The sequence below is a fragment of the Globicatella sulfidifaciens DSM 15739 genome (assembly GCF_900167405.1).
GTDB classification, from domain to species: domain Bacteria; phylum Bacillota; class Bacilli; order Lactobacillales; family Aerococcaceae; genus Globicatella; species Globicatella sulfidifaciens.
In genome coordinates, this window is sequence record NZ_FUWO01000005.1 from 59,739 (window position 1) to 73,526 (window position 13,788).

Consider the following 13,788-nt stretch of genomic DNA (forward strand, 5'->3'; position numbering starts at 1 on the left):
ACGCTATTATTTTACATTAAATAAAGTGAAACAACAATGATTAACTTATCTTATTTAAAAAGCAGGAGGCTGGGCAAAAACTTTTTAAATTCTGTTCAGGCATATCTATTTAATTCAAAGCGCAGTGGTTGAGTGGCCTCAATTGGCGTCTTAACGAGTTAGGTATAAACATAAAAAATTCAATCAAGTTATTACTCGATATTTAAAAGCGCAGTGGTTGAGTGGTCTCAAACTGCGTCTTAAGATAGCTGAGTATAATCTTGGAAAATTCGATCACGTTATTGTGCGTTAATTTATAGCGCAGTGGTTGAGTGGTCTCAAACTGCGTCTTTCGACTTGTTTGAGGCCTACTCAACTGTGCGGGGGTAGGCCAACGAAGCGAAAATCATTCGATTTTCTACTTCTGGTCTACTCCCAACTGTGCGGCGGGAGGCCGACGAAGCGAAAATCGTTTAATTTTCTACTTCTGGTCCACTCCCAACTGTGCGGGGGTAGGCCGACGAAGCGAAAACTATTCGATTTTCTACTTCTGGTCTACTCCCAACTGTGCGGGGGTAGGCCAACGAAGCGAAAATCATTCGATTTTCTACTTTTGGTCCACTCTCATGTAAGTTGTATTTGCTTAAATTACAAATTTCGAGTAATATTTGAAAAGCAGTAAAGTTATTTGCTATTATAGAAGAGTTGAGTATAAGAAAATTTTAGAGGTGATTAAATGTCAGAAACAAAGACGACACCAATTCAATATAATGATGACGCGATTCAAATATTGGAAGGTTTGGACGCAGTAAGAAAAAGACCAGGGATGTATATCGGTTCGACAGACCAAAGAGGATTACATCATTTAATTTATGAGATTGTCGATAATTCAGTCGACGAAGCTTTATCTGGTTTTGCTGATTATATTAAAGTAGAAATTAAAGCAGATGGTAGTGTTCGAGTACAAGATAATGGCCGCGGGATGCCGGTTGGTCAGCATGCAAGTGGGGTACCGACCATTCAAGTTATTTTAACTGTCCTCCATGCGGGGGGTAAGTTTGGTCAAGGGGGTTATAAATCCTCCGGAGGACTTCATGGTGTGGGCGCCAGTGTGGTAAATGCTTTGTCTTCATGGTTAGAAGTGACCGTTGAACGTGATGGCAATCTTTATCGAATGCGATTTGAAAATGGAGGGAAGCCTGCTACTAAATTAGTTAAATCAAAAGCTTCAAGTAAATCGGCTCATGGTACTACCGTGCATTTTATGCCAGATAAAAGTATTTTTGGTAATGCTCAAATTAATTCGGAAGTGATTGCTGAGCGATTAAGAGAGTCTGCCTTTTTATTAAAGGGCTTAACGATAGAATTAGTAGATGAACGCCATGACTACCAAGAACTTTTTCATTATGAAAAAGGTTTAGAAGATTTTATTCAATATTTAAATGAAGAAAAAGATGTATTGGGTGATGCGTTTAGTTTTTCAGCGGCAGTGGAAGAATTTGAAGTTGATTTTTCAATGCAATACAATGACGGATATTCCGAAACAATTTTATCATTTGCTAATAATGTTCGGACTGCTTCTGGGGGAACACATGAAGTCGGTATGAAAACCGGGATTACTAAAGCGTTTAATGATTACGGTCGTAAAGTAGGTCTAATTAAAGAAAAAGATAAAAACTTAGAAGGTAGTGACGTTCGCGAAGGTTTGACAGCTGTGGTATCTGTTCGTATTCCAGAACAATATTTACAATTCGAAGGTCAAACCAAAGAAAAATTGGGTACACCTAAAGCCCGGCCTTTAGTAGAAAATTTAATGTATGAACGTCTTTCAAGTTTCTTAAATGAAAATGGGAACTTTAGCCAAATGATCTTACGCAAGGCGATTCGTGCTCGTGAAACCCGCGAATTGGCGCGTAAAGCTAGAGAAGCCGCTCGTAGTGGGACTAAAAAATCATCACAAGAAAAATTGATTTCTGGTAAGTTAACCAAAGCTCAATCAAAAGATGCGAGTAAAAACGAATTATACCTAGTCGAGGGGGATTCAGCTGGTGGATCTGCAAAATTAGGCCGTGACCGCCGTTATCAAGCTATTTTGCCATTACGTGGTAAAGTAATTAATACTGAAAAAGCGTCAATGCAAGATATCATGAAAAACGAAGAAATCAATACGATGATTTATACTATCGGGGCAGGAGTAGGAACTGATTTTGATATTAATTCATGTAATTACGATAAAATTATTATTATGACCGATGCGGATACCGATGGGGCTCATATTCAAGTCTTACTCTTAACTTTCTTTTATCGTTATATGAAACCATTACTTGAAGCAGGAAAAGTTTATTTAGCAATGCCACCACTCTATAAAGTTTCAAAAGGTTCTGGTAAGAAACAACAAATAGAATATGCTTGGACCGATGAGGAGTTACAATCAGCTATTAAGAAGATTGGGCGAGGCTATATTTTACAACGTTACAAAGGTTTAGGGGAAATGAATGCGGACCAGTTATGGGAGACAACGATGAACCCAGATTCTCGAATTTTAATTCGTGTAACGATTGATGATGCGGCGCAGGTTGAACGCCGTGTGACGACCTTAATGGGAGCGAAAGTTGAACCGCGTCGTAAATGGATTGAAAGTAATGTTCAATTCACGATGGATGAAGAAGATACTTTATTAAAAGAAAACCAAGGGACTAGTCAGTCTACTGACCAAACAACTGAAGAGTTAATTAAAGAAGCTCATGGATTGAAGGATGATGATGAAATAGACACATTGGAAGAAGCAATGGATTTAGAAAATGCTGAAAATAGTAGCCCTAATCATCATGTAGTAGACGAGACCAATGACATGACCGAACAGAGTTCAAACGATACGAAAAACACTACTAATCGTAAAAGCAAAAAGCAATCAACGGTTAACCGTCCAACAGCCAAAACAACAAAGAAAAAATCTACTCAATCAAAATCAAAGACAGTAAAAAAAGAGACTGATAAGCCATTGGATAATGAAGATGATGAAAATGGCCAGTTAGAATTATTTTAGGAGGTAAAACATGGTAAAAGAAAATATTCAAGAATTAAATTTTGCCAGTGTCATTGGAGATCGTTTTGGACGTTATTCTAAATACATCATCCAAGAGCGTGCTTTACCTGATATCCGTGATGGCTTGAAACCGGTACAACGCCGTATTTTATATGCAATGTACATGGACCGCAATACCGCTAGTAATCCATACCGTAAGTCTGCTAAGACAGTAGGGAATGTAATTGGTAATTATCATCCTCATGGGGATTCTTCCGTTTATGAAGCGATGGTCCGCATGAGTCAAGATTGGAAATTACGCGAAACCTTAATTGATATGCATGGTAATAACGGGAGTATGGATGGCGACCCAGCAGCGGCTATGCGTTATACGGAAGCGCGTTTATCACCTATTGCCGATGAGTTATTACGTGATATTCAACATGAGACGGTTGAGCATCTGCTAAACTTTGACGATACACTAGAAGAGCCAACTGTTTTACCTGCTCGTTTTCCAAATTTATTAGTCAATGGTGCCACTGGTATTTCGGCTGGTTATGCCACTGAAATACCACCTCACAATTTAGGTGAAGTGATCGATGCAGTTGTCTATATGTTAACCCATAAGCGTTATCGTTTAGATGATATTATAAAATTAATTCCTGCACCCGACTTTCCCACAGGGGCGATTATTCAAGGGGCAGACCAAATCCGTAAAGCCTATGAAACGGGTCAAGGAAAAATTGTCGTACGTTCTTTAACTGAAATAGAAGACCTGAAAGGTAATAAGCAACAAATTGTGGTGACGGAATTACCATTTGATGTTAATAAAGCCAAATTAATTCAACGTTTGGATGATATTCGTATTCAGAAGAAAATTGAAGGGATATCGGAAGTTCGTGATGAAAGTGACCGAAATGGTGTGCGTGTGGTCATTGAATTAAAACGTGAAGTGAATGCTGAAGGAATCTTACAATACTTATTAAAAAATACTGAATTACAAGTTAATTATCACTTTAATATGGTCGCAATTCATAATCGCCGTCCGGAAGTGGTAGGCTTATTGCAAATGTTAGAAGCTTATATTGATCATCAAAAAGAGGTGATTACAAAGCGTACCAAGCATATGTTAACAACCGATAAAAAACGTCTACATATTGTTGAAGGTTTAATTCGGGTTGTGTCGATTTTAGACGAAGTGATTGCGGTCATTCGTAATTCTGATAATAAAGCAGATGCTAAGCGTAACTTAGAACGTGAATTTGATTTTTCAGAGGTTCAGTCAGAATCAATCGTTAACTTGCAATTATATCGTCTAACGAATACGGATATTGAGGCATTACAAAATGAAAAGCTTGAATTAAATGAGCGTATCATGATGTATCAAAATATTTTAAATAATGAAGATATATTGAAAAAAGTATTGGCCAATGAATTAAAAGACATTAAAAAGCGTTTTGCATCACCAAGAAGAACCATTGTTCAAGCTAAAGTGGAAGAAATAGTCGTTGAAACGAGCATTGTGATTCCCGAAGAACAAGTTTATGTATCAGTAACGAATGAAGGCTATATTAAACGAACCAGTGTTCGCTCTTTTAGTGCTTCTGATACGACTGACTTAGGAAGTCGCGATTTGGATTATCCTATCTTTGTTAAAGAGATGAGTACGCATGATGCGATTGTGTTAATTACGAATAAAGGTAACTATATTCATTTACCAGTTCATGAATTACCAGATATTCGTTGGAAAGATATGGGAATGCATATTTCAACTAATTATCATTTAGAAGATGGAGAGCAGTTAATTGCCGCTTTTAAATCGGTAATGGAACCAGACAAATTAAAGCCTGAAGCGAACCCAACATTGGTATTGACTAGCCGAAATGGTAAAATTAAGCAAACAACTTTATCACAATTTACAACTTATCGTAGCTATAAAACTAAGACGATGATGGCAATGAAATTACAAGATAAAGCAGATGAATTGGTGTCAGTTAACCTAGCAAAAGTCGACCATGATTATCAAGTGGTTGTAATTACTAAGAAAAGTTATGGAGTCCGTTATGAATTGTCAGAAGTGGCGATTAGCGGAACCAAAGCACAAGGTGTAGTGGCAATTAACTTGAAGGATGATGATCAAGTAGTCGCTTCATTATTAATTGATAAAGCAGTGGAACGTCCACAATTATTAGCATTAACCCAGAGAGCAAATATCAAACGTTTTGACGTAGAGATTATCTCTCAAGTGAATAACCGCTCCAGTCGGGGACATTTATTATTAAAAGAATTAAAAACGAATCCACATCGCTTTATTCAAGTTTTAGCTTTACAAAAAGGAAATATACCAGTAGTTATCTTAGGTGACACTGGTAAAACACTCGAAATTAAGGCGATGGATATTGCTATAACCGACCGCTTATCAAACGGATCTGCTATTCAAGAATTAGAAACTTTAGGTAAAGTTGTCGGAATGTATCCTGCGCGCTTAAAAATGTTAGATGAGGAATAGTTTTATTTCGATAGGCTCCATCAATAGGATGATAAATATTGATGGGGTCTTTTTTATTTTTTAAGGTGTGAAATGCGCATAAATTTGCTTTTAATCGTCTATCGTTTTCAGTTTGGCTTGTTTGAGAAAGCTTAGTACAACTCATGATAAGTATTTATTAAGTATATAATGAAAAATTAGTTAATCACTCACAAATGAAAGCAATATCTGATATAATTAATTTTGTATGTAAAGGAGAGAGGCACAGCATGAGAGGCTTATTACCCATTTGGAAAGAAAAAGGCATGACCAGTCATGATGTCGTTTTTCGTCTGCGCAAACTATTAAAAATGAAAAAAATTGGCCATACTGGGACACTTGACCCAGATGTAGACGGAGTTTTACTAGTCTGCTTAGGCGAAGGGACTAAATTGGTTGAATTATTAATGGATGGACAAAAAGAATATCAAGGTTCGATTACTTTAGGATATTCGACTGAAACAGAAGACGCTAGTGGAGAAAAAGTGTCGACCACACCTGTGTTAACTCCTGTCAATATTGATTTAATTGATCAAAAAATGGCTGAAATGGAAGGGGTTATCAATCAGGTTCCACCTTATTATTCAGCGGTGAAAGTCAATGGTCGCAAACTGTATGAATATGCAAGATCTGGGGAAAAAGTGGAGCGTCCGATAAGACAAGTACAAATTGATTCCTTTATACGCACCAGTGAGCCTGTTTATAATGAAAGTCAACAAACCCAAACATGGGATTTTCATGTTGTTTGTGGCAAAGGCACTTATGTTCGTACTTTAGCCGTTGATTTAGGAGAAAAACTAGGATTTGCCAGCCACATGTCGCGGCTAACACGCAATGCAACGGGTGGTTTCAATCAACAGCAAGCATTAACGCTTGCTCAAGTTCAAGCAGCAGTTGAACAAGGAACCATTAACGAGGCTATTTGTTCGATTGAATCGGCACTGACTGAATTTCCAAGCATCATCCTAACAGAATCACAATATCATGATGTTCAACATGGAAAATTATTACCACATGATTATTTTAGTTCATTAGTGTTGGAACCAACCGTCTTATTTTATCAAGGATTGGCTCGGGCCATTTACCAACCCCATCCCTTAAAACCAAATTTATTAAAACCATTAAGAATGTTCGTCGAGAACGAATAAGATTACTAGAAAGAAGGGTTTCGTAATGAATATAATAAAATTACATCATCCCTATAATCAAGAACAAATTTTTCCTGGACCGATTGTCTTAGCATTAGGTTTCTTTGACGGTGTTCATCGTGGGCACCAAGCAGTTATTAATACAGCAAAAAAAATTGCCAATGAAAAAAAGATTCCTTTAGCAGTGATGACTTTTAATCAGCATCCAAAAATTATTTACCATCAATTAGACCCAGAAGAAGTTACTTATTTGACTTTATTAGATCGTAAAGTTGAGCTATTAAGTGCATTAGAGGTTGATGTTTTATATTTAATTGATTATACATTAGAATTCGGGACGCAAAGTCCCCAAGAGTTTGTTGATCGTTATATTGTCGATCTCGGTGCGGTCACAGTAGTAGCTGGTTTTGATTATACCTATGGTAAGCAAGAGCTTGCCAATATGAAAACTTTGCCGGAGCATGCTAAAGGGCGTTTTGACGTCATTGAAGTTCCTGAATTAAAAAATAATAATTTAAAAGTTGGGACTACCAATATTAAGGATTTATTGGCGAACAATCAAATCGAAATTGCTAATGAAGAGCTAGGTTATTTATATCAAACCAGTGGAATGGTGGTACATGGAGATAAAAGAGGCCGAACAATTGGCTACCCGACTGCTAATGTGCAAATTAATCCTCAAGAAGTATTACCAAGTGTTGGAGTCTATGTTTGCGAGATTGAAGTAGATGGAAAATGGTATCAAGGCATGGCATCCATTGGTTATAATATTACGTTTGAAGCGAATCGCCAAAAAACCTGTGAAGTCTATATATTAGATTTTGAGCAAGACATTTACGGGCATTTTGTAAAAGTAAGATGGCATCATTATTTGCGTGGTGAAATGAAATTTGATGGCATTAAAGGTCTAATTCATCAATTAGACCAGGATTTAATTAATACAAAAACGTATTTTGAGCAGCTAGCACAACAGTCAACGATACCTGATAATGAAAAGGTGAAAGATGATGAATAGAGCGGATGCCGTTTATATCCATATTCCATTTTGCAAGAAAATTTGTCATTATTGTGCCTTTAATAAATATTTCTATGATGGACAACCAGTAGGTCGTTATTTAACGGGCTTAGCCAATGAAATGCGATTATATATGGATGAAGTAGAGTCTACCAAACCATTTGATACGATTTATGTAGGCGGTGGCACACCAAGTTGCTTAAATATTGAAGAATTAACGCACTTATTGGAGAGCATCCAACAAATATTGACCTATGATGATCAAACGGAGTATACATTTGAAATTAATCCTGGTGAATTAACTCCAGAAAAATGTCGATTATTGAAGTCTTTTGGTGTTAATCGCGTGAGTATGGGGGTACAGAGTTTTAACGATTTGTTATTGCGAAAAATAGGTCGTAATCATCGTGAACGTCATGTTTATCAATGTATTGAATGGTTAAGAGAAGCTGGACTAACGAATTTAAGTATTGATTTGATATTTAGACTACCGGGACAAACGTTAGCCGATTTTGATGATAGTTTAACCAAAGCCTTATCATTAAACTTACCACATTATTCACTCTATTCTTTGATCATTGAAAATCAAACAGTTTTTCAACAATTACAAAGAGAAGGCAAACTGCCATTGCCGTCTGAAGATGTAGATGCCGATATGTTTGAGTTAGCCATTCGTCGTTTACAAGAGCATGGTATTGAGCAATATGAAGTGAGTAACTTTGCACGACCTGGATTCGAGTCACGTCATAATTTGAAATATTGGCATTATACGCCATATTATGGTTTTGGTGCTGGAGCACATGGCTTTATTGATAATGTTCGATACTATAATAATGGACCTGTTCATCATTATTTAAAAGCTACGGAAGCGAATCAAAAACCGGTTGTGAATCGATTACCATTAACAGAGTCTGATCAGATGGAAGAATTTTTATTTTTAGCTTTAAGAACGACACGAGGTTTCTATTTAAGTGAATTTGCGGAGCGTTTTAATCAAGATGCGACCGAACTGTTCGATGATTTTTTTGTACAACAACAACACAATGGCTTATTAAATATTGCTGATGACCATGTTTATTTAACGAATCGTGGATTGTTTTTAGCAGATTCGGTATTTCGTAATCTATTAGGGACTATTACAAAGTAGGGGGAGCTTATGAAAAAAGATCATATTAGAATTTTGATGAATATCTTTTTGGTATTATTAGGTAATTTCATTTTTTCGATTGCCATTAATTCAGTGATTATTCCGAATGAATTAGGTGAAGGTGGTATCACGGGGTTCTCATTATTCTTTCTATATGTTTTTAATTGGAATAATGCTATTGTTAGTTTTGTGGTGAATACGATCTTACTAATTGTCGGTTGGAGGTTTTTAGATAAGAAGACTATTTTTTATACAATTTTAGCGATTGCGTCATTAACGATTTTTTTACAATATATCCATTTAGGAGCATTTATTCCTGAAAATACTATTGTTGCACCATTAGTAGCTGGTTTTCTAATCGGATTATCCGTTGGGATTGTTATCCATGGTAATGGAACGACTGCTGGAACGGACATTTTAGCTCTAATGATGAAAAAATATTTAGGGATTAGCGTGGCGCGTGGTTTGTTAATTTTAGATATTATGATTATTACCCCCTTAACTTTTGTCATTGGCTTAGAAAAAGGTGTGATGACGGTCATTACTTTATTGATTACAAGTCAAGTTCTTTCCTTTATTTTGGAAGGATTTAACCCACGTAAAGCTGTTACGATTATTTCGAATGAACATCAAGCGATCGCACAGAAAATTACTGATACATTAGATCGTGGTATTACTGTTTTAAACGGTTACGGTTTCTATACGCAACTGGAAAAGCATGTGCTATATATTGTCATTAGCGAACGTCAATTACTGGCATTACAAAAAATCGTTCATGAAATTGACCCTAAGGCATTTGTAACCGTCACCGATATTCATCAAGTAGTCGGCGAAGGCTTTACTTTCTTTATCGAACCTGAGAATGATACACAGGCAGTGACCAACCTTTCTAGTAATGAACCTTAATTTATTAAGGCATGGTAATATAGTAAAAGCTAGTCATTTCAAGTCGTTACCACGTTTTAATGATGGATTAATCAATGAAAAGTCTGGTATTGCGACCTAAAAGCCGTTATTGCCGTCAATCCAAACTTTCACATTATGAGATGGAAGCAAAGAGACGATTACGAAAGTCATAAAGTAAATAGCTAAGTCTATGTATTAAGTTAACTGTTAGTAAAAGGGCCCTAACCAACTTTTTTATGACTCGATTAGTGGCTTTGTTTTTAGCAATTATTTTCTATTTTAAACTAAACATTTTATCATTGTTATACAAAACCTTATAATAGCAACTTTCTGCCGATTAGCACTCTATATAGGAGAGTGCTAATTTTTTATTTAAAAGTGTTGACAAAGGCTATAGTAGGGTGTATGATATAGACAGGTTAGCACTCAAAGTATATAAGTGCTAATTAGTGAGGTGAGAAAAATAGATGAGTTTAACGCCTAGACAACAACAGATATTACAGTTGATTGTTAAATTGTACGGAGAGACTGAAGAACCTATCGGTTCGAGGACTTTATTGCAAAGAAGTGTCTTACAAGTAAGTCCAGCGACTGTTCGTAATGATATGATGGCGCTCGAGCAATTAGGTTTTCTAATGAAAGCTCATAGTTCAAGTGGTCGTATTCCTTCTTATGAAGGCTACCAATTTTACATTGATCAATTAATCGAACAACTAAAGCAAGAGTCTGAAAATAAGCCAGAACAATCAAGTAAGTTATTTGGTGAACGTTATTATGATGTTCAACAATTTGTCTTACATGCGACTAATCAGTTAGCACACTATACTGGTTATCCGGTAGTCGTTTTGATTTCGAATCTGAGTCATCGTAGGATGCGCGATTTTAAATTAACCAAATTATCGGATTATCAACTCATTGCGTCAGTGATTAGTGACCATGGACAGGTTGAAAGTCAATTATTTGATTTACCATATGCTTTAAAAGACGAGGCAATCGATAAGATTGAACAAATTATTCAAGATGAATTGATCGATTTAACATTAGATGATGTGTATCAACGTATGAAATTGACAATTCCCTTAAAAATTCAACAGGCTGTTTCAGTACAATTGAATTTTGCCTCTTTAATCAAAAAGGCAATCGAAGCACATGACAGTCAGTATTATCATGTTGCAGGAAAAAATCATTTGTTTGATCTCATTGATCCACAACTACCAACTGAAGGCTGGCGCACTTTGTTTGATTTAATCGATGGAAACGAAGCCTGGTATCAATTTTTAACTGATGCAAAAGTTGGTTTGAATGTCACATTTGATTTTACAACGCCACCGTATCACTTTAAAAATGTAAGTATCGTTACGGCGAAAAGTAAAATTGGCAATCATGTCATTACCTTTGGTTTGGTAGGTCCTGCGACAATGCCTTATCATAAAATTATGACAGGAATGCAAGATTTATTAATCGAACTATCGAATTATTAACAATTAAAAGGAGGTATCGTAGTGGCAGAAGAAAACAAACGTAATGAAGAATTAGAAAAAGATGTTCCAGAAGTTGAAGTTGATTCCCAAACTACCGAAGATGTTGTAGAAACAACAGCAGAAGTTAAAGCAACATCAACTGATGAAGAAACAGTAGAAACAAAGGTGGAAGAGAATCCACTTGCTGAATTAGAAGCAAAAAATGATGCTCTAGAAGATCAAGTGCTAAGATTACAAGCTGAAATTGCGAATATGAAAAGAACGAACGCTAAGGATCGTCAAGATTTAGCAAAATATCGTTCGCAAAAATTAGCAACTTCAATGTTAGAAGTAGTTGATAATCTAGAACGCGCTTTACAAAGCGAGACTAATTCTGATGACGCTAAAGCATTGAAAAAAGGTGTTGAGATGGTTCTCTCACAATTACAAAATGCTTTTGAAAGTGAAAACATTAAAGTCATTGATCCAATGGGAGAAAAATTTGACCCTAATTTCCACCAAGCAGTCAGCGTGATGGAAGCAGAAGAAGGTCAAGATTCTGACGTGGTAATCAATGTTTTACAAAAAGGATATTTATTGCATGAACGCGTGATACGACCAGCAATGGTTATTGTATCTCAATAATTAAATTATAAAGGAGAAATGTAAAATGGCTAAAATTATTGGTATTGACTTAGGTACTACAAACTCAGCTGTCTCTGTCTTAGAAGGTGGAGAAGCAAAAATTATTCCAAACCCAGAAGGTAATCGTACCACACCTTCAGTTGTTGCTTTTAAAAACGATGAAATTCAAGTAGGGGAAGTTGCAAAACGTCAAGCAGTAACAAATCCTAACACAGTAAGCTCAATTAAACGTTATATGGGTGAAGACCATAAAGTTTCAATGGGTGGCAAAGACTACACACCACAAGAAATTTCAGCGATGATTTTACAATACTTAAAAGGTTTTGCTGAAGATTATTTAGGCGAAAAAGTTGAAAAAGCTGTTATTACGGTTCCTGCTTACTTCAACGATGCTCAACGTCAAGCGACAAAAGATGCTGGCCGTATTGCTGGTTTAGAAGTAGAACGTATCGTTAACGAGCCGACAGCAGCAGCTTTAGCTTATGGTTTAGATAAAACTGATAAAGAAGAAAAAGTATTAGTATTCGACTTAGGTGGCGGTACCTTCGACGTTTCAATTCTTGAATTAGGTGACGGCGTATTCGACGTATTATCTACATCAGGAGACAACCACTTAGGTGGAGATGACTTTGACCAAAAAATTATGGATTATTTAGTAGCAGAATTCAAAAAAGAAAATGGTATTGACTTATCGAAAGATAAAATGGCATTACAACGTTTGAAAGATGCTGCTGAAAAAGCTAAAAAAGATTTATCTGGTGTGACTTCAACACAAATTAGCTTACCATTCATTACAGCAGGAGCAGAAGGTCCATTACATATGGAATTATCATTAACTCGTGCGAAATTTGAAGAATTAACCCATGAATTAGTAGAACGTACAAAACAACCTGTTCGTCAAGCAATTAAAGATGCTGGTTTATCACAATCTGAAATTGACGAAGTTATCTTAGTAGGTGGTTCAACACGTATTCCAGCAGTGGTTGAAGCTGTTCGTAAAGAAACTGGTAAAGAGCCTAACAAATCAGTTAACCCAGACGAAGTGGTTGCAATGGGTGCTGCTATCCAAGGTGGGGTTATCTCAGGTGATGTGAAAGATATCGTCTTATTAGATGTAACACCATTATCATTAGGTATTGAAACAATGGGTGGCGTGTTCACTAAATTAATTGACCGTAACACTACAATTCCAACATCTAAATCACAAGTGTTCTCAACCGCAGCTGATAATCAACCTGCAGTAGATGTACACGTATTACAAGGTGAACGTCAAATGGCAGCTGACAACAAAACATTAGGTCGCTTCCAATTAACGGATATTCCACCTGCACCACGTGGTATCCCTCAAATCGAAGTAACTTTCGACATTGACAAAAACGGTATCGTTAACGTAAGTGCAAAAGATTTAGGTACTCAAAAAGAACAAACGATTACGATTAAATCATCTTCAGGTTTAACTGATGAAGAAATCGATCGTATGGTGAAAGATGCTGAAGCCAACGCAGAAGCAGATAAAGCACGTCGTGAAGAAGCTGACTTACGTAATGAAGTGGATCAATTAATCTTCGCTACTGATAAAACTTTAGATGAATTAAAAGACAAAGTATCTGAAGAAGAAGTTAAAGAAGCAGAAGCAGCACGTGATGAATTGAAAGCAGCCGTTGAAGCAAACGACTTAGAAGCAATGAAAGCTAAACGTGATGCATTAAATGAAGTAGTTCAAAACTTAACCGTTAAATTATATGAACAAGCGGCAGCAGCACAACAAGCAGCAGCAGGTGCTGAAGCAACTTCAGATAACCAAAATGATGACGGCGTAGTAGATGCTGACTTCGAAGAAGTAGACGAATAATCAACCGATAATAAGATTATAAGGTCTGATTCGTTTTGAAGATAATGTAAGACTTTAATGAAGGCTTTTGTTATTAAATAAATT

8 protein-coding genes and 1 pseudogene are annotated in these 13,788 nt (G+C 36.3%); all 9 read left to right on the forward strand.

Annotation, left to right across the window (positions count from 1 at the left end; translation table 11 throughout):
- Window positions 1–715: 715 nt before the first annotated feature.
- Window positions 716–2,761, forward strand: a pseudogene (gene parE, locus B5D12_RS03940) (DNA topoisomerase IV subunit B); the annotation flags it as partial.
- Between the two features lie 274 nt (window positions 2,762–3,035).
- Window positions 3,036–5,513 carry a DNA topoisomerase IV subunit A gene (parC, locus tag B5D12_RS03945; protein WP_078755593.1) on the forward strand — a complete coding sequence of 826 codons (2,478 nt, stop codon included), beginning with the start codon at window positions 3,036–3,038 and terminating at the stop codon, window positions 5,511–5,513.
- Between the two features lie 248 nt (window positions 5,514–5,761).
- Window positions 5,762–6,679 (forward strand): tRNA pseudouridine(55) synthase TruB, encoded by a 918-nt coding sequence (truB, locus tag B5D12_RS03950; RefSeq protein WP_078755594.1) that lies wholly within the window; start codon window positions 5,762–5,764, stop codon window positions 6,677–6,679.
- Between the two features lie 25 nt (window positions 6,680–6,704).
- Entirely contained in the window at window positions 6,705–7,694 is a 990-nt protein-coding gene (ribF, locus tag B5D12_RS03955; RefSeq protein ID WP_078755595.1) for a riboflavin biosynthesis protein RibF, read from the forward strand.
- The gene (hemW, locus tag B5D12_RS03960) at window positions 7,684–8,841 is read left to right on the forward strand and encodes a radical SAM family heme chaperone HemW (RefSeq protein ID WP_234982907.1); all 1,158 of its coding nucleotides are present in this window, start codon (window positions 7,684–7,686) and stop codon (window positions 8,839–8,841) included. Before ribF ends, hemW begins: the two co-directional genes overlap by 11 nt.
- Before the next feature lie 9 nt (window positions 8,842–8,850).
- Window positions 8,851–9,747 carry a YitT family protein gene (locus B5D12_RS03965; protein ID WP_078755597.1) on the forward strand — a complete coding sequence of 299 codons (897 nt, stop codon included), beginning with the start codon at window positions 8,851–8,853 and terminating at the stop codon, window positions 9,745–9,747.
- 467 nt (window positions 9,748–10,214) lie between these two features.
- Complete coding sequence (gene hrcA, locus B5D12_RS03970; RefSeq protein WP_078755598.1) at window positions 10,215–11,228, forward strand: heat-inducible transcriptional repressor HrcA; 1,014 nt, start codon at window positions 10,215–10,217, stop codon at window positions 11,226–11,228.
- Window positions 11,229–11,249: 21 nt separating this feature from the next.
- Entirely contained in the window at window positions 11,250–11,852 is a 603-nt protein-coding gene (gene grpE / locus B5D12_RS03975) for a nucleotide exchange factor GrpE (protein ID WP_078755599.1), read from the forward strand.
- Window positions 11,853–11,877: 25 nt separating this feature from the next.
- Window positions 11,878–13,704, forward strand: a complete 1,827-nt coding sequence (dnaK, locus tag B5D12_RS03980; protein WP_066124738.1) for a molecular chaperone DnaK — start codon at window positions 11,878–11,880, stop codon at window positions 13,702–13,704.
- The last annotated feature ends 84 nt before the right edge of the window (window positions 13,705–13,788 follow it).

Coding starts and splice junctions, on each gene's coding strand:
- B5D12_RS03965 (WP_078755597.1), top strand. CDS start 8,851: ATGAAAAAAGATCATATTAGAATTTTGATGAATATCTTTTTGGTATTA.
- parC (WP_078755593.1), top strand. CDS start 3,036: ATGGTAAAAGAAAATATTCAAGAATTAAATTTTGCCAGTGTCATTGGA.
- hemW (WP_234982907.1), top strand. CDS start 7,684: ATGATGAATAGAGCGGATGCCGTTTATATCCATATTCCATTTTGCAAG.
- hrcA (WP_078755598.1), top strand. CDS start 10,215: ATGAGTTTAACGCCTAGACAACAACAGATATTACAGTTGATTGTTAAA.
- ribF (WP_078755595.1), top strand. CDS start 6,705: ATGAATATAATAAAATTACATCATCCCTATAATCAAGAACAAATTTTT.
- truB (WP_078755594.1), top strand. CDS start 5,762: ATGAGAGGCTTATTACCCATTTGGAAAGAAAAAGGCATGACCAGTCAT.
- dnaK (WP_066124738.1), top strand. CDS start 11,878: ATGGCTAAAATTATTGGTATTGACTTAGGTACTACAAACTCAGCTGTC.